Raw genomic sequence first — 19,835 nt, 5'->3', positions numbered from 1 at the left:
GGGAATGACAGCACCATGACATCGAACGACAACGCGATGCCGGGCACGACGCTCGAACGCGGCGCGGGCGTTGCCGTGTGGCGGCAGATCGAGCAGATTCTGGCGGCCGAGATCGCGGCCAGCGGCTTCGGCGAAGAAGGGCGCTTGCCGAGCGAGGGCGAGCTGGCCAAACGCTTCGATGTGAACCGGCACACCGTGCGCCGGGCGATGCTGGGGCTGGCCGCGTTGGGCCTCGTCAGCGTCGAGCAGGGGCGCGGCACCTTCGTGCAGCCCGGCGCGATCGATTATTCGATTGGCCGCCGCACGCGCTTCACTGAGAACTTGCGCCAGCAGCATCACGCGGCGGCGGGCACGATGTTGTCGGCGGCGCGTGTGAAGGCCGAGCCGGGTGTCGCGAAGGCGCTCAGTCTGCGGGCGGGCGCGGCGGTCTACCGGATCGAATCGCTGCACGAGTCCGACGGCGTGCCGCTCACGTTCGCGCGCAGCTGGTATCCGGCCACGCGGTTCGCGGGCCTGCCCGAGGTACTGGAGCGCACCGGCAGCGTCACGAAGTCGATGGCCGAGTTCGGCGTCGACGACTATCTGCGTAAGTGGAGCCGCATCGGCAGCGTGCTGCCCGAGCCCGAAGTGGCGCGGCGTTTGAACATCAACCGGCAGCAGCCGGTGCTGTGGGTCGAAAACGTCGATGTCGATCTGGAAGGCACGCCGGTCAAATACGGCTTCACGCATTTCGCGGCGGATCGCGTGCAGTTGCTGGTGGAGCACGACCTGTGAACGGCGCTGCGTGGAGCGCCGGCGCACGCTTTGCCGTGTATTACGCGCCATCGGGCGCGTCCGAGTGGTGGCGGGCGGGCTCGGTATGGCTCGGCCGCGATGCGCAAAGTGGCGAGCGCCACGTGCCGCCTCAACCGGAAGGCTTGACGCGCGCGCTGACGGAGTTGACCGAAGCGCCGCGCCGTTATGGCTGGCACGGCACGCTGGTCGCGCCATTTCATCTCGCGGCCGGCGTCACGCAGGACCACCTGCTGGCCGCGGCGCGTGCATGGGCGCTCACGCAGCACGCGTTCATGTTGCCGGTGGAAGCCGCGACGCTCGGCGATTTCGTCGCACTGCGTCCGGTGGATCAGCATGGCGAGGCCGCCATTCGCGCGCTGGCGAGTAGCGCGCTGCAAACGTTCCACCCGTTGCGTGCGCGGCCGTCCGCTGCCGACCTCGCGCGCCGGCTCGAAGCGCCGCTGAGCGAACGGCAGCGCGCGTTGTTAATCGATTGGGGGTATCCGTACGTGTTCGACGAATTCCGTTTTCACATGACGCTGTCCGGTTCGCTCGCCGACTTGCAGGAGCGCGCGGCGCTGGTTGCCTGGTGGCGGCAGCAAACGTCCGCGCTCGGGCCGTTGAGCGTCGATCAGGCCGCGCTCTTCGTCGAGCCGGCGCCCGGTGAGCCGTTCGTGCTGTGGCAGCGTTTGCCGTTCCGCACTGGCGAGGTGGCATGACCATGGCGGGGCGTTTGATCTACGTAATGGGGCCGTCCGGTGCGGGCAAGGACGCGTTGCTGGCGTTCGCGCGCCAACGTCTCGCGGGCGAGCCGATCCTGTTCGCGCACCGCTACATCACGCGGCCGAGCGGCAACGGCGAAGTGCATGTGGCGTTGAGCGTCGAAGAGTTCGCGGCGCGTTCGGTGCTCGGCCTGTTCGCGCTCGAATGGTCGAGTCACGCGCTGCGTTATGGCATCGGCATCGAACTCGATGCGTGGCTGGCGCGCGGTTGCACGGTGGTCGTCAACGGCTCGCGGCAGCATGTGCAGCACACACTGGCGCGCTATCCGCACGCGGAAATCGTGCACGTGGACGCCGCGCCGCATATTCTCGAAGCGCGTCTTGGCGCGCGGGCGCGTGAGTCCGCGGAGCAGGTCGCGGCGCGGCTCGCGCGGCGTGCGCCGTTCTCATTGCCCGCGGGCGTGCGTTGTACGACGATCGACAATTCGGGCCGCCTCGAAGACGCGGGGCACGCCTTGATCGAGATTCTCATGGCGCGCGCCGGGGTTCACTAAAGCGGACTATTCACCGGCCGCCATCCGCTCCCGCGTCGCCTGCTGCAAACACAGGACGAACTGCTGAACCGCGGGCGTGGGCAGCAGATCGCGCCGCGAGATGATGCTGAGATCGTAGTTCGGCAGCGCGTCTTCGATCTGCGCGACGCGGATGCCGAGCGGCGCGACCATCTGCGCGAGCGGCCGCGTGAAGCAGCCGATCACGTCGGTTTGCGACACCAGCCCCAACGTCACCGCAAACGACGACGGCGCCCGCACCAGCCGTTTCGGCACCGGCAAGCCGTGCGCGTTGAACATCGCCATCATCACGCTGTGCGGAAAGTGATCGGCGCCGACCGTCGCGATCCACTCGGCGTCGAGCAGCTCGTGCAGACGTGTCACGTTCGCAAGCGGATGCCCGGCGCGCAGCGCGACCACGAACTGCGTCGAGTAGAGCGGCGCCTGCACCAGATCGCTGTCGAGCGCCTGCACGTGATGAAGCGCCGCGATGTCGAGCGCGCCATTGCGCAAACGCGCGAGCGCATCGGGAATCGTCACTTCCTCCAGATGCAGGTTCACCAGCGGCATCTTCCGGCGAAAGCTCGACACCGCATGTGGCAGCGCCGTGAGCGCAATCGACGGCATGGTCCCGACGCTGACCTTGCCGGCCAGTTCGCCTTTCACCTGTTCGACGGCTTCGACCGTGCGCCGCATGTCACCGAGCAACTGCTCGGCGCGCGGCAGCAGCGCGAGCCCGCACGCCGTCAACTCGATGCCGCGCACGCTGCGCACCATCAACTCCGCGTTCAGCGCGTTTTCGAGCTCGCGGATCGTATGCGTGACGGCCGGTTGCGTCACGCCGAGTTCGCGCGCGGCGGCGCGCAAGCTGCGGTGATGCGCGGCCGCGACGAATGCCTGCAACTGCTGCAGCTTCATGAGGGTAATCCTCTATATAAGACTTGTTAATCAGGGTGAAAAAAATAGCATCTTATTCGAACAAAACGGCGTGGCTATAGTGGCGAGCTGTTTGCCGCGTGTTTGCGCGGCATGATTTCACGGAGCCATCGAGATGAAAGAAGCCGCGCGTTTTACCGAAGTGTCCGATCTGGAGCCTGCTGCGCAGAGCCTGCGCGAGATTCGCCATCACATCCATCACCATCCGGAACTGGCCTACGAGGAGCTGCAAACCGGCGCGCTGGTCGCGGAGAAACTGGAGCAATGGGGCTGGCAGGTGACGCGCGGAGTTGGCAAGACCGGCGTGGTAGGCACGCTGAAGGTGGGCGACGGCCGCCGCAGCATCGGCATTCGCGCTGACATGGACGCGTTGCCGATCATCGAGCAAACCGGCCTGCCGTATGCGAGCGGCACGCACGGCAAGATGCACGCCTGCGGCCACGACGGCCACACGACGATGCTGCTCGGCGCCGCGCAGCATCTCGCGGCCACGCGCAACTTCTCGGGCACGGTGCATCTGTATTTTCAGCCGGCGGAAGAGAGCGGCATCGACAGCGGCGCGCTGAAGATGATCAACGACGGCCTGTTCGAGCGCTTCCCCTGCGACGCCGTGTTCGGCGTGCACAACCATCCGGGCGCGGAACCCGGCACGCTGCTGTTTCGCAAGGGGCCGTTCATGTCGGCGGGCGACAAGGCGATCATCACGATCGAAGGCGTTGGCGGGCATGCCGCGCGTCCGCATCTGACCGTCGATCCGGTCGTGGTCGCGGCGAGCATCGTGATGGCGTTGCAGACGATTGTCGCGCGCAACGTCGATCCATCGCAGCCGGCGGTCGTGACGGTCGGCTCGATGCATGCGGGCACCGCCAACAACGTGATTTCGAGCAGCGCGAAACTGGAACTGAGCGTGCGTTCGTTCAGCCCCGAAGTACGCGCGCTACTGAAGAAGCGCATTACCGAACTCGCCGAAACCCAGGCGGCGAGTTATGGCGGCAAGGCGGTGGTCGAGTACATCGAGGGCTATCCGGTGGTGGTTAATTCGGATGCCGAAACGGATTTCGCGGTGCAGGTCGCGCGTGAACTCGTCGGCGACGACAAGGTGGTCGCGAACACCGACATCCTGATGGGCAGCGAGGATTTCGCCTTCATGCTGCAAAAACGGCCGGGCACGTTCCTGCGGATCGGCAATGGCGTGGGCGAGGATGCGTGCATGGTGCACAACCCGCACTACGATTTCAACGATCGCAGTCTGCCGGTGGGCGCGGCGTTCTGGACGCGGCTGGTGGAGCGGTATCTGGAGCAGTGAGCCCTGACACTGCGGTACGGCCGGCATAACGACGAAAGAGACCACACGATGAACACCACCACCGACGCGAGGCGCACCCTCGACGCCGCAGGCACGAACCGGATCTCCAGCCGGGGCGCGGTCGCCGCCGCGGTGATCGGCAACTGGCTCGAATTCTTCGACTTCACCGTGTACGGCTTTTTCGCCGTGATCATCGGCAGGCTGTTTTTTCCGTCGATGGACCCGACCACTTCGTTGCTGCTGTCGGTGGCGACCTTCGCCGCGGGGTTCATCACGCGGCCGCTCGGCAGCGTTTTGCTCGGCGTGTACGCGGACCGCAAGGGGCGCAAGGCCGCGCTCAACCTGACCATCATGCTGATGGCGGCGAGCACCGGCTTGATCGCGCTCACGCCGACCTACGCCCGGATCGGTCTCGCCGCGCCGTTGCTGATCGTGTTCGCGCGTCTCGTGCAAGGCTTCTCGCAAGGCGGCGAGTTCGGCGCGGCCACCTCCACGCTGCTCGAACAGGGCGGCGGCAGGCGGCGCGGTTTTCGCGCCAGCTGGCAACTGGCGACGCAAGGCGGCGCGGCGCTGATGGGCGCGGGCATTGCTGCCACGCTCTCGGCGGCGTTGTCGAAGGAAGCGCTGGAAAGCTGGGGCTGGCGCGTGCCGTTTCTGCTCGGCGTGCTGATCGCGCCGGTCGGCATCTACCTGCGCCGCCGTCTCGCGGACGATACGTCCAGCGCGCACGGCCACGGGATCGAGCGCGGCGTGCTGCACGAACTCTTCACCGCGCATCTGCGTCCGCTCGTGCTGATCACGCTGACGGTGATGGGCGGCACGGTCTCGACCTACATCCTCACGTTCTACATGCCGACCTACGCGATCCACACGCTCGGCCTGCCGATGTCGCTGTCGATGCTGGTCGGCGTCGCGTCGGGCCTCGTGATGCTGATCACGTGCCCGCTGTTCGGCCTCGTGTCCGACCGCATCGGCAGCCGCAAGCGGCCGATCCTGTTTGGCCGTGGCGTGCTGGTCGTACTGCTGTTTCCGGCCTTCATGCTGATGAACCGCTTTCCGCAGCTATCGGTTGTGATGTCGCTGACCGCGCTGATGCTGGTGTTCTATTCGATGGGCTCGGCGTCGGAATTCGCGCTGATGTGCGAGTCGTTTCCACGGCGCGTGCGCGCCACCGGCATTTCGATCGCGTATGCGGTGAGCGTGTGCGTATTCGGCGGGACCGCGCAACTGGTCGCGACCTGGCTGATCCGCGTGACCGGCAGCAAGCTGGCGCCGGCCGGTTATGTGGCGGCGTGCGTGGTGGTGTCGCTGATTGCGGTCTCGATGCTCAGGGAGACCGCGAATGAATCGATCGATTGAGTGATCGTGGCGCCTTCAACCGCGCCTTTTCCGTAGCCTTGATCACGGTGCGCGGGCAAGCCGCGCGCGCTCGCTTCGCAATCAGGCGAACCGCCTTCAACCGCGCCGCGCCACCATCTCCGACACGGTCTGCGCGGCCTGCTGCAACGGCTCCAGAAACGCCTTCACCATCTGCTTCGCCGAATTGCGCTGCGCGTTGCCGCTGATGTTCATCGCCGCGATCACGCGCCCCTGGCGATTGCGGATCGGCGCGGACAGCGAAATCAGCCCGCCTTCCAGTTCCTGATCGACGATCGCCCATCCCTGGCGGCGTACCTGCGCGATCAATCTCTTGAGTTCTTCCTTATCCGTGACGGTGCGCGGCGTATGCGCATAGAGCGGCGTCGAGCTGAGCGTCGCGTCGAGCGTTTCGTCGTCGAGCGCGGACAGCAGCACACGGCCCATCGACGTGCAATACGCAGGCAGCCGGCTGCCGATCGACAGATTGATGGTCATGATCTTGTGCGTCGGCACGCGTAGCACGTAGACGATCTCGGTGCGATCGAGCACGGCCGCCGAGCAGCTTTCGTGGACTTGCGCCGACAGGCTTTCCATCACCGGCTCGGCGAGATTCCAGAACGGCATCGACGTCAGGTACGCGAAGCCGAGGTCGAGAATCTTCGGCGTGAGGCGGAACAGGCGGCCCTCGGACTCCACGTAGCCGAGCGTCTGCAGGGTCAGCAGAATGCGGCGCGCGCCCGCGCGCGTCAGGCCGGTCGCGGCGGCGACATCGGTGAGCGTCTGTTCGGGGCGCGTCGCGTCGAACGCGCGGATGACCGCGAGGCCCCGCGCGAACGACTGCACATACGAGTCGCCCGGTTTGTCCGGGGCCGGTTCGGCGCTGGCGGGCACGGCGGAAGACGGCGGCAGGGCTTTGCTCATGGGCCTTGAGAAATGCGTTCGAGAAAAGTGCGCGCGACGCCGCACCGGTTCACGCGGCGCGCGGTGGCGCAAAGGCGTGACGATAGCTTAAGCCTTTGTGATTCGCCAACTCGACACCGATTTGCCCAAAAATACCAGGGTTTGCGCGGATGCAGGTCGCATTCAAAATTTGTATGATGACCCGATAACATGATCAATCGAGGCATCGATGTTCGACAAGATTCCTGCGCGGGCGTTGAGCGACACGGTCGCCCAGCAGCTTCTGAAGCAGATCGACAAGGGCACTTTCGAGCGCGGCGGCAAGCTGCCGACCGAGGCCGCGCTGGCGCAGCAATTCGGTGTGAGCCGCACGGTGATCCGCGAGGCGATTTCGCGGCTGAAGAACGAAGGGGTGGTCGAGCCGCGCCAGGGCAGCGGCGTGTTCGTCGCGGCGCACGGCACGGTTCGGCCGCTGCGGATCGATTCCGCCGAAGCGGCCGAGCCCGGCTCGGTCGTGCAGATCCTGGCGCTGCGTCGCGCGATCGAAGCGGAAGTCGCGTCGGAAGCCGCGATGCGCCGCAGCGATGCCGACATGGCCGCGATCGACGCCGCGCTTGCCCGCATCGATCAGGCGGTGGCCGAAGGCGAGGAGGGCGTCGCGCAAGACGTCGCGTTCCATCGTGCGATTGCGGCGGCCACCGGCAATCCGTATTTCCTCAAGACACTCACCTTTCTGAATCAGTACCTGGAGGCGGGCACTGTCGTCACGCGCCGCAACGAGGCCTTGCGCGAGGACTTTTCGCGCCAGGTGCGCGAAGAGCATGCGGCTATTGCGGACGCGATTCGCGCGGGGGATCCGATGGCGGCGCGCAACGCGGCGCGCACGCATATGTACAACGCCGCACGGCGCCTCGCGGAAGCGGGGATTTGCTGAGGTTTCAGCCCATGGCGCAGCGAGGGCGCCGATCAACGCATGCGCTCATCGGGCGCGACAACGCAGAACGAATTCATAGAGGTCAAGCATGTCCAGAAATGTCGGTGTCATCGGTCTTGGTGCAATGGGCCTGGGTGTCGCGCGGTCGTTGTTGCGAGCGGGCTTTCGGGTCCACGCTTGCGATTTGCGCAGCGAGGTGCTGCAGGCGTTCGTCGCTGAAGGCGGCGTGGGTTGCGCAACGCCTTCCGAACTTGGTGCGCAGTGCGAAGTGGTCGTCACGCTGGTCGTGAATGCGGCTCAGACCGACGCCGTCCTGTTCGGCGAGCAGGGCGCGGTGGCCGCGATGAAGCCAGGCGGCGTGGTGATCGCGAGTGCGACGGTTGCGCCGGACTTCGCGATCGAACTCGGCAAGCGGGTCGAGGCCGCCGGTCTGCAAATGCTCGACGCGCCGGTTTCAGGCGGCGCGGCGCGCGCCGCATCCGGCGAGATGACGATGATGACGTCCGGCCCGGCCGCCGCCTATGCCGCGTGCGAGGACGTCCTCGCCGCGATGGCCGGCAAGGTGTACCGCCTCGGTGCGGCGCACGGTGCGGGGTCGAAAGTGAAGATCATCAACCAGTTGCTGGCCGGCGTGCATATCGCGGTGGCCGCCGAGGCGATGGCGCTCGGCTTGCGCGAAGGCGTCGACCCCGACGCGTTGTATGAGGTGATCACGCACAGCGCGGGCAATTCGTGGATGTTCGAGAACCGCGTGCCGCACATTCTCGCGGGCGATTACACGCCGTTGTCGGCGGTCGATATTTTCGTCAAGGACCTGGGCCTCGTGCTCGATACCGCGCGCCGCTCGAAATTCCCGTTGCCGCTGTCGGCGGCCGCGCATCAGATGTTCATGATGGCGTCCACGGCCGGCCACGGTGGCGAAGACGATTCCGCGGTGATCAAGATTTTCCCCGGCATCGACGTGCCGGCGGCGAAGTAAGCAGGAGAGCGATCCATGACGGCTACAACGAAACGCGCGCTGCTCGGCTGCATCGCCGACGATTTCACCGGCGCGACCGATCTCGCCAACATGCTGGTGCGCGGCGGCATGCGCACGGTGCAGACGATCGGCGTGCCCGCATCGAGCGAAACGATCGAGGCCGACGCGCTGGTGGTCGCGCTGAAATCGCGCACCATTCCCGCCGCCGATGCGCTCGCGCAATCGCTCGCCGCACTCGACTGGCTGCGCGCGCAAGGCTGCCGGCAATTCTTCTTCAAGTACTGCTCGACGTTCGATTCGACCGACGCGGGCAACATCGGCCAGGTGACCGATGCGCTGCTCGATGCGCTGAGCGCCGATGGCGGCAACGCGAGCGCTTTTACGATCGCTTGCCCGGCGTTTCCCGAGAACGGCCGAACGATCTTTCGCGGCCATCTGTTCGTCGGCGACGTGCTGCTCAACGAGTCGGGGATGGAAAACCATCCGCTCACGCCCATGCGCGACGCGAACCTCGTGCGCGTGCTGCAACGTCAGACGCAATCTAAAGTCGGCCTCGTGCGTTACGACGCCGTGGCCAAAGGCGTGGCGAGCGTGCGCGCGGCGTTCGACGCGCTGCGTGAGGACGGCGTGCGCATGGCGATTGCGGACGCCGTATCCGACGCCGATCTCCACGTGCTCGGCGAAGCCTGCGCGGACCTGACGCTGATCACCGGCGGCTCCGGCGTCGCGCTGGGTTTGCCGGCCAACTTCCGGCGCGCGGGCTTGCTCGCTGAGCAGGACGACGCCGCGCAATTGCCGCGTGTCGAAGGTCTGTCGGCGGTGCTGGCAGGCAGCGCATCGAAGGCGACCAACGCGCAAGTGGCGGCATGGCGCGCGAACCGGCCCGCGTTTCGCATCGATCCGCTGGCGGCGGCGCGCGGCGAAGCCGTCGTCGAGCAGGCGCTGGCGTTCGCGCAAACGCATCTCGAACGTGGCGAGCCCATGCTGATCTACGCAACGGCCACACCCGACGAAGTCAAGGCCGTGCAGCGTGAGCTAGGCGTCAACGAAGCGGGGCATCTGGTCGAAGCGACGCTCGCGTCGATCGCGCGCGGCTTGCTCGAACGCGGCGTGCGCAAGTTCGTGGTGGCGGGCGGCGAAACATCGGGCGCGGTCGTGCAGGCACTCGACGTGCGCACGCTGCGCATCGGCGCGCAGATCGATCCGGGCGTGCCGGCTACCGCGACGACCGGCGCCGAACCGCTCGCGCTCGCGCTGAAATCAGGCAACTTCGGCACGACCGATTTCTTCGAGAAGGCGCTGCGTCATCTCGACGGAGCCGCGCGATGACCGGCACACCCGCACTCCATACTTCGAATGAAGCCCGCGTGCGCGAGGAAATCTGCGTGAGCGGCGCGAGTCTCTATGAACGCGGCTATACGGTGGGCACCGCCGGCAACATCAGCGCGCGGCTCGACGACGGCTGGCTGATCACGCCGACCGACGCGTGCCTCGGCCGGCTCGATCCCGCCGATATCGCCAAGGTCGATTTCGACGGCAACGCGGTGTCGGGCGGCAAGCCGTCGAAAACGCTGGCGCTGCATCGCGGCATCTATGCGGCGAACAGCGCGGCGCGCGGCGTCGTCCATACGCATTCGACACACCTGGTTGCGCTGACGCTCGCGGGCGTGTGGAGCGAGGCGGACGTGCTGCCGCCGCTTACACCGTACTACGTGATGAAAGTGGGCCACGTCCCGCTGATTCGCTACCAGCGTCCGGGCGATCCGCAAGTGGCCGCGCAGATCGCCGCGCTTGCCGATACGGTTCGCGCGGTGCTGCTGGAGCGGCTCGGGCCGGTGGTGTGGGAGCGTTCCGTCGCGCAGGCATCTTATGCGCTCGAAGAACTCGAAGAGACCGCGCGCCTGTGGCTGATGACGAATCCACGGCCCGCTCCGCTCGACGAAGCCGCACTCGAAGAACTGCGCGCCGTGTTCGGCGCACGTTGGTAAAGAAGCTGGCACAACAAGGCCCTGCCGCCTGAAGCGGCGCATGAGGCTATTCATGGAAGGAGACAATGCATGAGTTCGTATCAGACCGCAGCAAGCCGTCCCGTTGCCGCCGGCGCGGCACAGCCCGGCGCTGCCGAAGTTGAACGCACCTACAAAAAGGTGTTCTGGCGCATCGTGCCGTTTCTGATGCTGTGCTACGTGGTCGCTTATCTGGACCGCGTGAACGTCGGCTTCGCAAAGCTGCAGATGTCGCAGGATCTCGCGTTCAGCGAAACGGTGTTCGGCCTCGGCGCCGGTGTGTTTTTCATCGGATACTTCCTGTTCGAGTTGCCGAGCAACATCCTGATGCACAGGATCGGCGCGAAGATCTGGATCGCGCGGATCATGATCACGTGGGGCTTGCTGTCCGCACTGTTCGTGTTCGTGAAGACGCCGATGCAGTTCTATCTGCTGCGCTTTCTGCTGGGTCTCGCCGAGGCCGGTTTCTATCCGGGCGTGATCCTGTACCTGACCTACTGGTTTCCGTCGCATCGACGCGCGAAGATCATCGCGGTGTTCATGTCGGCGATTCCGGTGTCGGGGATTTTCGGCAACCCGCTGTCCGGCTGGATCATGCAGGCGTTCCATAACAGCTCGGGTTTCGCGGGCTGGCAGTGGATGTTCCTGATCGAAGCGATTCCCGCGGTCGCCATCGGTATCGCGACGATCCTCTATCTCGACAACGGCATCGCCAGCGCGAAATGGCTGAGCGAGCGCGAAAAGCGCCTGCTCACCGATGAAATCGCCGCCGCGCAGCCGCAGGAGACAAACCAGAAGCACTCGCTCGGCGCGGTGTTTCGCGATCCGCGCACGTGGTGGATGTCGCTCATCTACTTCGCGTTCGTCACCGGGCAATACGGCCTGACGTTCTGGATGCCGACGCTCGTCAAATCGACCGGCGTGAGCGGCGCGTTGAACATTGGTCTGCTGAGCGCGATCCCGTTTCTCTGCGCGATCGTCGTGATGAACGTGATGGGCCATAGCGCCGACAAGCGCCGCGAGCGCCGCTGGCATCTGATCGTGCCGGCGCTGTTCGGCGCGGTCGGCTTCACGGTGGCCGCTTCGTTCGCGGACAACACGGTGGTGTCGATCGCGTTCCTGTCGTTGGCCGCCGCCGGTGTGCTGACCTGCGCGCCGCTCTTCTGGTCATTGCCGACCGCGTTCATGTCGGGCGCCAGTGCGGCTGCCGGCATTGCGATCATCAATTCGATCGGCAATCTCGCGGGCTTCGCGAGTCCGTACATGATCGGCTATCTGAAAGACCTCACGCACAGCACGCAGACCGGCATGTATGTGCTGGCCGGCATGCTGGTGATCGGCGCGGTGGCCACGTGGCTCACGCCGGCGAAGCTGGTCAATCGCTAAATCGACATTGGCGCGCGGCGCGCCCGTTCATTGCTTGCGCCGCGCGTTTGCTTACACCGTTTTCAAGGAGTTGCCGCCATGCCTCGTTTCGCCGCCAACCTGACGATGATGTACAACGAGCACGCTTTTCTCGACCGCTTCGCCGCCGCCGCGAAAGACGGCTTCGAAGCGGTCGAGTATCTGTTTCCGTATGATTTCCGCGCCGGCGAACTGAAGGCGCGGCTCGACGCGCACGGTCTCACGCAGGCGCTCTTCAATGCGCCGCCCGGCGACTGGGCGGGCGGCGAGCGCGGCATCGCCTCGCTGCCGGGCCGCGAGGACGAGTTCCGGCGCGGCTTCGACACCGCGCTCGAATACGCGCGCGTGCTCGGCAACCGCAAGGTGCACGTGATGGCCGGCCTGATCGGCGCGGATCAGCCGCGCGCGAAACATCGCGAGGTGTATCTGAAGAATCTCGCGCATGCGGCACAGACCGCGCAAGCCGAGAACCTCATGGTCGTGATCGAGCCGATCAACACGCGCGACATGCCGGGCTTTTTCCTGAACCGTCAGGACGACGCCCAGGCGATTTGCGTGGAAGTCGGCGCGCCGAATCTGAAGGTGCAGTTCGACTGCTATCACTGCCAGATCGTCGAAGGCGATCTCGCGGTGAAACTCAAACGCGATATGGCGGGCATCGGTCACATCCAGATCGCGGGCGTGCCGGAGCGGCACGAGCCCGACATCGGCGAACTGAACTACCCGTATCTGCTTGAACTGATCGATTCGCTCGGCTACGACGGCTACATCGGTTGCGAATACCGGCCGCGCGCGGGCACTTCCGCCGGCCTCGGCTGGTTGAAGCCCTATCTGCCCGCCGCCCGCTAACCCTCATCAAACGAAAGACGACCCATCATGAAAGTACTGATTACCGGCGGCGCGGGTTTTCTCGGCCAGCGTCTCGCGCGTGAACTGCTCGCGCGCGGTTCCCTGAAAGACCAGCAAGGCGCGCCGCAAGCGATTACCGAGCTGGTGCTGCTCGACGTGGTGCGTGCGGGCGATTTCGGCGACAGCCGCGTGCGCACGGAAGTGGGCGACATCGCGGAGCGCAGCGTGCTGGAACGCGTGATCGACGACAAAACTTCGGCGATCTTCCATCTGGCCGCGATCGTGAGCGGCCAGGCCGAAGCGGATTTCGATCTCGGCATGCGCATCAATCTGGATGCGTCCCGCTTGCTGCTGGAAGTTTGCCGGCAGCGCGGGCATCGGCCACGCGTGGTGTTCACGAGTTCGGTCGCGGTCTATGGCGGCGACCTGCCCGAGATCGTGCAGAACGACACCGCCTTGAATCCGCAGTCGTCGTATGGCGCGCAGAAGGCGATCGCGGAACTGTTGCTCAACGATTACGCGCGGCGTGGCTTCGTCGACGGCCGCGTGTTGCGGCTGCCCACCATCAGCGTGCGGCCGGGGCGGCCGAATGCGGCGGCGTCGTCGTTCGCGAGCGGCATCATCCGCGAGCCGCTGAACGGCGAATCGGCGACGTGCCCGGTCGCGGGTTCGACGCGCCTGTGGCTGCTGTCGCCGCGCAAGGCGATCGAGAGCCTGATCGCCGGGCTCGAAATCGATGCGGCCGCGCTCGGCAACCAGCGCGTGCTGAATCTGCCCGGGATTTCGGTGAGCGTCGACGAGATGATCGCCGCGCTGCGCGAGGTCGCCGGCGACGCGGTCGCGCAGCGGATCGTGCGTGAGCCGGATGCGCGTGTGGAGAAGATCGTCGGCAGCTGGCCGGGGCAGTGGGACACGTCGCGCGCCGAAAGGCTCGGACTGAGCGGCGATCGCAGCTTCGCGGACGTGATTCGCGGGTATATCGCGGATGAGGGGATCGAGGTTCGATGAGGGGCTTGGGCTTGGGCCTGGGCTTGGGCTTTGACTTCGGCTTCGTTTCAGTTTCAGTTTCAGCGCGGCCACGGCTTTCGTTTTTAGCTTGAGCTCCGGGCTCGCCAGCAGTTACGCTCCCGACGGCCCGCTCACCAGAGCGGGTGCACAGAGCTTGTCTGCGGCTTCAGCTTTAACTCCAGGCCAACAGCCACGGGTTGTACTCCGGCAAGGCCGCTCCCTTAAGCGGCCTTGCAGTTCACCACAATTCATCCGACGCATGACGGCCACTGCGCCCTCATTGTTCGGCCTGCACGTATTCCCTGGTGCGGGCCTGGCCGCGCTTGACATGGTTTCGCGCCCGCGCCTATCATCGAGTCTCGTTGTTCGATATATGACCGTGTGTTCGTATAAAGAACAAATGGCGATTTCGAAACCGTCGTTCACCATCTTGCGCTAAGCTGCCTCGACGTGACGGCTGCCGTGTCACCGCTTCCCGTTGCGCTCGCCGGGCCGATGCCTCAGCGCATCCCGTCCACATTGGCGCCAGCGCCAGAGCGGCCGGCCACGGCGCCGCGCGCGCAGCACATCAACTGGAGACATCACATGACCGAAGCATTCCTGTGCGACGCGATTCGCACCCCCATTGGCCGCTATGCAGGTTCGTTGTCGTCGGTGCGCGCCGACGATCTGGGCGCGGTGCCGCTCAAGGCACTGATGGAGCGCAACAAGAGCGTCGACTGGGACGCGATCGACGACGTGATCTACGGCTGCGCGAACCAGGCCGGTGACGACAACCGCAATGTCGCGCGCATGTCGCTGCTGCTCGCGGGCCTGCCGCAAGGCGTGCCGGGCTCGACGGTGAACCGTCTGTGCGGCTCGGGCATGGACGCGGTCGGCATTGCCGCGCGCGCGATCAAGTCGGGCGAGGCCGCGCTGATGGTGGCGGGCGGCGTCGAAAGCATGAGCCGCGCACCGTTCGTGATGCCCAAGGCAAGCAGCGCGTTTGCGCGCCAGGCCGAGATCTACGACACGACGATCGGCTGGCGTTTCGTCAACCCGCTGATGAAGAAGCTGTACGGCGTCGACTCGATGCCGGAGACCGCCGAAAACGTCGCGACCGACTACAACATCAACCGCGCCGATCAGGACGCATTCGCGCTGCGCAGCCAGCAGAAGGCGGCTCGTGCGCAACGCGACGGCACGCTCGCGCAGGAAATCGTCGGCGTGACGATCGCGCAGAAGAAGGGCGATCCGGTCACGGTGTCGCAAGACGAACACCCGCGTGAGACCAGCCTCGAAACGCTTGCCAAGCTCAAGGGCGTGGTGCGTCCGGACGGCACGGTCACGGCCGGCAACGCGTCGGGCGTGAACGACGGCGCGGCGGCTCTGCTGCTCGCCAACGAAGAAACGGCGAAGCGCTTCGGCCTCACGCCGCGTGCTCGCGTGCTCGGTATCGCCACGGCCGGTGTCGCGCCGCGCGTGATGGGCATCGGCCCGGCGCCCGCCACGCAAAAGCTGCTGGCGCGTCTGAACATGACCATCGATCAGTTCGACGTGATCGAGCTGAACGAGGCATTTGCTTCGCAAGGTATCGCGGTCTTGCGCGCACTCGGTGTTGCCGACGACGACGCGCGCGTGAACCCGAACGGCGGCGCGATCGCGCTCGGCCACCCGCTCGGCATGAGCGGCGCGCGTCTGGTGACGACCGCGATGTATCAGCTGCATCGCACGCAAGGCCGCTTTGCGCTGTGCACGATGTGTATCGGCGTCGGCCAGGGCATCGCGATCGCTATCGAGCGCGTGTAATGGTTTGAAGTGGGGCGTGTCGCGTTTCGCACGCGTCCCTGCTTTGCAAGGCATCATGAACAGCCCCATCGCTTGTGCGATGGGGCTGTTTTGTTTTGTGCTTCATGCGCCGTATCGTGTGTTCATACGCAGCGGATGTGTGCGGGCTCGCTGCGTGCTACCAAAAAATTAGAATCGTTTGAAAGCGGTTGTCCTGAAGAGGTGGTTATGACTGGCGTCGAACGCGTATGTCCTCTAATTCGGACTACCGCCGAGCCGGACCGAACACTGTCACAAGGAGCGCGCAGATGAAGGCAATGACGATTGGCGCAGCATTGATGGTCGCGGCGTTCGCCGCGGCGCAACCGGCGTGGGCGCAAGACGACATGGCGAGCGCTGCGCAAGGCGTGATCGGCGCAGTGGAGCCGGTGCACATGAAGGCGGAAATCGTCGGCATCGATGCGGGCAGCCGCTCGCTCACGCTGAAGGGGCCTGGCGGCAATGAAGTGCCCGTGCTGGTAGGCCAACAGGTCAGCACGTTCGATCAACTGAAGGTGGGCGATCGGGTAGACGTGCTCTATAAAAACGCGTTGCTCGTGAAGGCCGAGAAGGTCGTCGGTGCGGAGAAGGGGATTCGCAAGCGCGTCGACAAGCAGACGTACACGCCGGCCTCCGGCGGTTTCGAATCGGCGCGTCAGACCGAAGTGGTCGCCACCGTGGAGAAGATCGACCGGAAGAAGCGGCTCGTCACCTTGCGTGGCGCATATCGGACGCAGACGCTCGAAGCCGGTCCCGGCGTCGATCTGAAAGACGTGAAGGCGGGCGACACGATTCACGCGGTATTCGTGTCGGCCGCGGCGGTGCAGATCACGCCGGTGGCGCAGTGAGTGTGATGCACACGGCGCGATGAACTACCCATACCGTCGAAACGCACCCCCCTGACAGCAGGGGTGCCACCGCATTTCTTCTGACGCATATGCATGTTTCAGCCATCACGCGAGCGCTACGCTATGCATCGAATGGCTTCGCTAACGCGGTGTAGGCGTGCCGATGCTCAACCACGCGAGCCTTCCCAGGCAGCGCCCGATCACCCCGCGTCTGGCGGGCAGCAAGCTGCTCAACGACACGCGTGCGGCAGCGTCGCCGTCCGTGCTGAGCCATACACGCTCGCCGCGTTGCAGGCGGAGTTCTTCGCCGGGCGCGAGCCAGTGATCGTAAGGTGAACTGACACGCGTGAGCCAGACACGCGCGCCTTGCACCGTGAGCGTGCTGTTGGCGTCGACGCGCCAGGTCAGCGTCGCGCCGGGCAACACGGAAAAATGCACTACGACTTTCGGCAGACACTCGTCGGGCCGATGCCGATACGACACCAGACTCGAGTCATCGTCCATGCACTGCGGGCTTGCCTGATCCATCTTTGTTCTCCGTCATCGTGCCGGCTGACGGAGGCGCCCACAAAACAAAAGGCCCCTTCCGTTACCGGCGGGGCCTTGGGGGTCTTGTTTGCAGATTCAGACTACTAGCGCACACATGCTCCCAATGGCCAGCCAGTGATGGCTCGCATCGGGTGATTAATCGCAATGGCGATGGAGAGGTGCGTCAGCATGGAATCGAGTGTGCCGTTTTGCCGCAGGGCTTGTCAATCAAAATGTGCTGCTTTATGCACGCATCACGCGGATTGACACGCGAGCGTCCATGCTGGCAGATTCATTCCATCGCATCCACTCCCGAACGACGATGACGAGAAACCATAACCGCCGCATCAAACGACGTCTGCAATGTGCGCTGATCATGATGGCCGCGTTCGCTGCCGGTTCCGTTTGCGCCGCGAGCTTCGACTGCAATCGGGCGCGTTTGCCCGACGAGAAGACGATTTGTGCTTCCCGGCAACTGAGCGAGCTGGATGTCGAGATGTCGGTTCGCTATCAGATGCTGACCGGACTCGTCGCGATGGGCACGCGCGGCAACATGCAGGACGAACAACAGGCATGGCTGAAGTCGAGGCAGGCATGTGGCCGTGATCACGCGTGTCTGCTCGCGGCATATCGTCGACGCATCGACACGCTGAAGGACGAGTACGCGCACCTGGCGAGTCGCGGGCCGTTCTGAGTTCGCATTTCGCGCCGATATTCAGATGCGTGCGCGACGAGGGCGCACGCCACGTTCCGGGCGTCGCGCCCGCCCGCAACAATCTATGTCGAGATATGTCACGACGCCCGCAAAACGCCCGCAAACCCTCGCCCAACGGGCTTCCCTCGCGGTGAAACAACGCGACATATCTGCGTTGCTGATTTACCCGGTGGGTCCTTCTATAGTCCGTCTGTCGCCACACCGCAGTGACACAAGTGGCCCGAACCCAGCAAGGACATACCGTGAAAAATCGTTCGTTCGTCGTCCCGGTCAGCGCCGCGTGTGTTGCGTCATCGGTAGCCTCTTCATCCGCGCGCGGTGCGTTGCGCAAGCTCGTGCTCGGCGCCACCGCCACCATCCTCGCACTCGGCAGCGCGTCGGCGTTTGCGTGGTCGCAGCACGGCACGGCGTACACATCGCGCGGCACCTACAACGGCGCGCGTTACGGTTCGTGCGGCGGCAGCAGCTGTTCGCACGCGGGCGGCGTCGCGGGCCCTTATGGCGGCTTTGCCAGCAACACCGGCACCGTGACGCGTAACGCGCCGGGCCAGTTCTCGAATTCGGGCACGGCGACCGGGCGTGACGGCAACTCCGTCCAGCATGCCGGCGACACCGGTTGCGCCGGCGGGAGCTGTTCGCACACCGGCACGCTGACGGGTCCGGACGGCAAAACGGCCACCACCTCCGGCGAGGTGACGAAGACCGCGCCGGGCCAATATTCGTCGTCGGGATCGATCACCGGTTCGAACGGCAACACGGTCGATCATTCCGCGTCGACCAATTGCGCCGGCTCGACCTGCTCGCGCTCGGGCACGGTGACGGGCTCGGACGGCGGGAGCGTCTATCACGCCGGCACGGCGACGCGTGTCGCGCCGGGCGTCGTGACAACCTCGACGAGCGTGACCGGCACGCACAGCAACACGGTGACGACGAGCGGGACGGTGGTCACGAGCGGCGTCGTCGCGACCGGCGGTACGACGGCCGTCGTGGCGCCGAAGCCGGTGGTGTACGTACCGCCGCCTCCGCCGCCGGTCGTCTACGTTGCGCCCAAGCCGGTCGTGGTGGCGCCGCCGGTGGCTTATGTTCCGCCGCCAGTGGTGTACGCACCGCCGCCCCCGCCGCCGGCCCTGTATGTGGCGCCGCGCGTCGTGTACGTCGCGCCGGCGCCGCGCCCGGCGGTGTGGGTGCCGGGCCATTGGGTCGGGCGAGTCTGGGTGCCGGCACACTGGGCGTGAGGAGCGCGGCGATGCGAGTCCATCGTGACGCGATCGATGAACAAGGACGGGCTGTGGCGCACCGCGCGCATGTCGAAGCGATATCGACGAGCGCTGCTTTCAAAGGCCTGCTCGCGGCGCTTATTGTCGCGCTAGGTCTGACGGCGGTTGCGAGTGAGTTCATCGCAGACACTTACGGCCTTCACGCGAACGATGCGGCCGAAGCATCGCAAGACTGTTCCGCGCGATACGCCGCGTTGCTCGACCTGGCCGAACTGGCGCGGCGCGACGGCAAATCGTCGGAGATCGTCGTGCGCGGGTTGAGCGAGCACGGCGGCGCGATGAGTGCCTGTCTGCTGGCAGGCCGTAGCGAACCGGTGCCGCAATGAAGCACCGTGTGCCCGCCGCACGGCGCGGCACGACTAAACCGGCTGATCTTCCTGGGGATGGCGAGTCAGATCGCACTCCAGAAATATCGCGCCGGGGATCGGATTGAACACGTAAGCAGGGATGGGTTCAAAACCCAGCGATGCATAAAGCCGCAGCGCCGCGTGCATGCTCGGCAGCGTGTCGAGGCGGATGCGGCGATAGCCCGACTCTCTTGCCACCGCGCAAATGCGTATCGCCAATTGCTTACCGGCCTGCAAACCGCGACCCGACGCACGGACATACAGACGCTTCATCTCGCAGGTCGTGTCATCGAGCGGGCGCACCGCGACGCAGCCGACGATATCCGCTTCCTGATAAGCGAGCAGCACGCGGCCGCGGGGCGCCGCGAATTTGCCGGGCAGGTCGGCCAGTTCGGAATCGAAATCCTGGAAGCAGAGATCGATGCCCAGACTCTCGGCGTACTCACGAAAGATGGCCCGGACGGCGTCGAGCTGTTCCGGGAAGCGGGCGGTGTGGATGTGGATCATTCGCGCGTTGTCGTGGGCTGTTTCGACGTAACGCAGGCTTGCTGCGCTTTGAGTTCGAGCAGTTTAACGGAACGTGTGC

Annotated in this window: 21 protein-coding genes; 17 read left to right on the top strand and 4 right to left on the bottom strand. The window is 65.5% G+C overall.

The features are described from left to right. Nucleotides 1–15 precede the first annotated feature (15 nt). The 3 genes from phnF to phnN are packed head-to-tail and all read left to right on the top strand — an operon-like array spanning nt 16 to nt 2,050. Nucleotides 16–774 carry a phosphonate metabolism transcriptional regulator PhnF gene (phnF, locus tag PQQ53_RS11060; protein WP_408142808.1) on the top strand — a complete coding sequence of 253 codons (759 nt, stop codon included), beginning with the start codon at nt 16–18 and terminating at the stop codon, nt 772–774. Then, nucleotides 771–1,493, top strand: coding sequence for a DUF1045 domain-containing protein (locus PQQ53_RS11055; protein WP_408324086.1), 723 nt, complete (start codon nt 771–773; stop codon nt 1,491–1,493). The genes phnF and PQQ53_RS11055 overlap by 4 nt, the downstream gene beginning before the upstream one ends. A 2-nt stretch (nt 1,494–1,495) precedes the next feature. After that, entirely contained in the window at nt 1,496–2,050 is a 555-nt protein-coding gene (gene phnN / locus PQQ53_RS11050; RefSeq protein WP_408142887.1) for a phosphonate metabolism protein/1,5-bisphosphokinase (PRPP-forming) PhnN, read from the top strand. Nucleotides 2,051–2,056: 6 nt separating this feature from the next. On the opposite strand, the gene PQQ53_RS11045 is transcribed toward phnN, so the two are convergent. Next, nucleotides 2,057–2,965: a LysR family transcriptional regulator gene (locus tag PQQ53_RS11045; protein ID WP_408142804.1), complete on the bottom strand. Its 909-nt coding sequence runs from the start codon at nt 2,963–2,965 to the stop codon at nt 2,057–2,059. A 133-nt stretch (nt 2,966–3,098) separates the two neighbouring features. Here PQQ53_RS11045 and PQQ53_RS11040 point away from each other — a divergent pair, with 133 nt between their 5' ends. Beyond that, entirely contained in the window at nt 3,099–4,289 is a 1,191-nt protein-coding gene (locus PQQ53_RS11040; RefSeq protein ID WP_408142802.1) for a M20 aminoacylase family protein, read from the top strand. A 48-nt stretch (nt 4,290–4,337) separates the two neighbouring features. Beyond that, complete coding sequence (locus PQQ53_RS11035) at nt 4,338–5,648, top strand: MFS transporter (RefSeq protein WP_408324084.1); 1,311 nt, start codon at nt 4,338–4,340, stop codon at nt 5,646–5,648. A 96-nt stretch (nt 5,649–5,744) separates the two neighbouring features. Here PQQ53_RS11035 and PQQ53_RS11030 read toward each other — a convergent pair whose 3' ends face one another. Beyond that, nucleotides 5,745–6,569 carry an IclR family transcriptional regulator gene (locus PQQ53_RS11030; protein ID WP_408142797.1) on the bottom strand — a complete coding sequence of 275 codons (825 nt, stop codon included), beginning with the start codon at nt 6,567–6,569 and terminating at the stop codon, nt 5,745–5,747. 208 nt (nt 6,570–6,777) lie between these two features. On the opposite strand from PQQ53_RS11030, the gene PQQ53_RS11025 reads away from it, so the two are divergent. The 9 genes from PQQ53_RS11025 to PQQ53_RS10985 all read left to right on the top strand — a co-directional run bounded on the left by PQQ53_RS11025 (nt 6,778) and on the right by PQQ53_RS10985 (nt 16,382). Continuing rightward, nucleotides 6,778–7,482, top strand: a complete 705-nt coding sequence (locus tag PQQ53_RS11025) for a FadR/GntR family transcriptional regulator (RefSeq protein ID WP_408142795.1) — start codon at nt 6,778–6,780, stop codon at nt 7,480–7,482. A gap of 88 nt (nt 7,483–7,570) precedes the next feature. Then, nucleotides 7,571–8,461, top strand: a complete 891-nt coding sequence (gene ltnD, locus PQQ53_RS11020) for an L-threonate dehydrogenase (protein ID WP_408142793.1) — start codon at nt 7,571–7,573, stop codon at nt 8,459–8,461. 15 nt (nt 8,462–8,476) lie between these two features. Beyond that, complete coding sequence (otnK, locus tag PQQ53_RS11015; RefSeq protein ID WP_408324082.1) at nt 8,477–9,790, top strand: 3-oxo-tetronate kinase; 1,314 nt, start codon at nt 8,477–8,479, stop codon at nt 9,788–9,790. Then, nucleotides 9,787–10,449, top strand: a complete 663-nt coding sequence (otnC, locus tag PQQ53_RS11010) for a 3-oxo-tetronate 4-phosphate decarboxylase (protein WP_408324081.1) — start codon at nt 9,787–9,789, stop codon at nt 10,447–10,449. The genes otnK and otnC overlap by 4 nt, the downstream gene beginning before the upstream one ends. A 69-nt stretch (nt 10,450–10,518) precedes the next feature. Further along, on the top strand, nt 10,519–11,853 hold the full coding sequence (locus PQQ53_RS11005) for an MFS transporter (protein ID WP_408153159.1): 1,335 nt from the start codon (nt 10,519–10,521) through the stop codon (nt 11,851–11,853). A 78-nt stretch (nt 11,854–11,931) separates the two neighbouring features. Next, nucleotides 11,932–12,720: a 2-oxo-tetronate isomerase gene (gene otnI / locus PQQ53_RS11000; RefSeq protein WP_408324079.1), complete on the top strand. Its 789-nt coding sequence runs from the start codon at nt 11,932–11,934 to the stop codon at nt 12,718–12,720. A gap of 27 nt (nt 12,721–12,747) precedes the next feature. After that, nucleotides 12,748–13,728: a D-erythronate dehydrogenase gene (denD, locus tag PQQ53_RS10995; protein ID WP_408324075.1), complete on the top strand. Its 981-nt coding sequence runs from the start codon at nt 12,748–12,750 to the stop codon at nt 13,726–13,728. A gap of 585 nt (nt 13,729–14,313) precedes the next feature. After that, entirely contained in the window at nt 14,314–15,516 is a 1,203-nt protein-coding gene (gene pcaF, locus PQQ53_RS10990) for a 3-oxoadipyl-CoA thiolase (protein WP_408153156.1), read from the top strand. Nucleotides 15,517–15,803: 287 nt separating this feature from the next. Further along, a complete protein-coding gene (locus PQQ53_RS10985) occupies nt 15,804–16,382 on the top strand; it encodes a hypothetical protein (protein ID WP_408324074.1) in 579 nt (192 codons plus the stop codon). A gap of 141 nt (nt 16,383–16,523) precedes the next feature. On the opposite strand, the gene PQQ53_RS10980 is transcribed toward PQQ53_RS10985, so the two are convergent. Further along, nucleotides 16,524–16,910 carry a DUF2917 domain-containing protein gene (locus tag PQQ53_RS10980; protein WP_408142777.1) on the bottom strand — a complete coding sequence of 129 codons (387 nt, stop codon included), beginning with the start codon at nt 16,908–16,910 and terminating at the stop codon, nt 16,524–16,526. Nucleotides 16,911–17,232: 322 nt separating this feature from the next. Between PQQ53_RS10980 and PQQ53_RS10975 the strand changes: the two genes are divergently transcribed. The 3 genes from PQQ53_RS10975 (at nt 17,233) to PQQ53_RS10965 (ending at nt 19,228) form a co-directional block, all read left to right on the top strand. Next, a complete protein-coding gene (locus PQQ53_RS10975) occupies nt 17,233–17,604 on the top strand; it encodes a lysozyme inhibitor LprI family protein (protein ID WP_408324072.1) in 372 nt (123 codons plus the stop codon). Nucleotides 17,605–17,867: 263 nt separating this feature from the next. Next, complete coding sequence (locus PQQ53_RS10970; protein WP_408324070.1) at nt 17,868–18,860, top strand: hypothetical protein; 993 nt, start codon at nt 17,868–17,870, stop codon at nt 18,858–18,860. Between the two features lie 11 nt (nt 18,861–18,871). Further along, nucleotides 18,872–19,228, top strand: coding sequence for a hypothetical protein (locus PQQ53_RS10965; protein WP_408142771.1), 357 nt, complete (start codon nt 18,872–18,874; stop codon nt 19,226–19,228). A gap of 33 nt (nt 19,229–19,261) precedes the next feature. Here PQQ53_RS10965 and PQQ53_RS10960 read toward each other — a convergent pair whose 3' ends face one another. Next, nucleotides 19,262–19,756 carry a GNAT family N-acetyltransferase gene (locus PQQ53_RS10960; protein WP_408153152.1) on the bottom strand — a complete coding sequence of 165 codons (495 nt, stop codon included), beginning with the start codon at nt 19,754–19,756 and terminating at the stop codon, nt 19,262–19,264. Nucleotides 19,757–19,835 lie beyond the last annotated feature (79 nt).

The sequence above is a fragment of the Paraburkholderia strydomiana genome (assembly GCF_046030495.1).
Lineage (GTDB): Bacteria > Pseudomonadota > Gammaproteobacteria > Burkholderiales > Burkholderiaceae > Paraburkholderia > Paraburkholderia strydomiana_A.
Note: the sequence above shows the minus strand (reverse complement) of the source record. Positions and strands in the feature narration are given on the sequence as shown.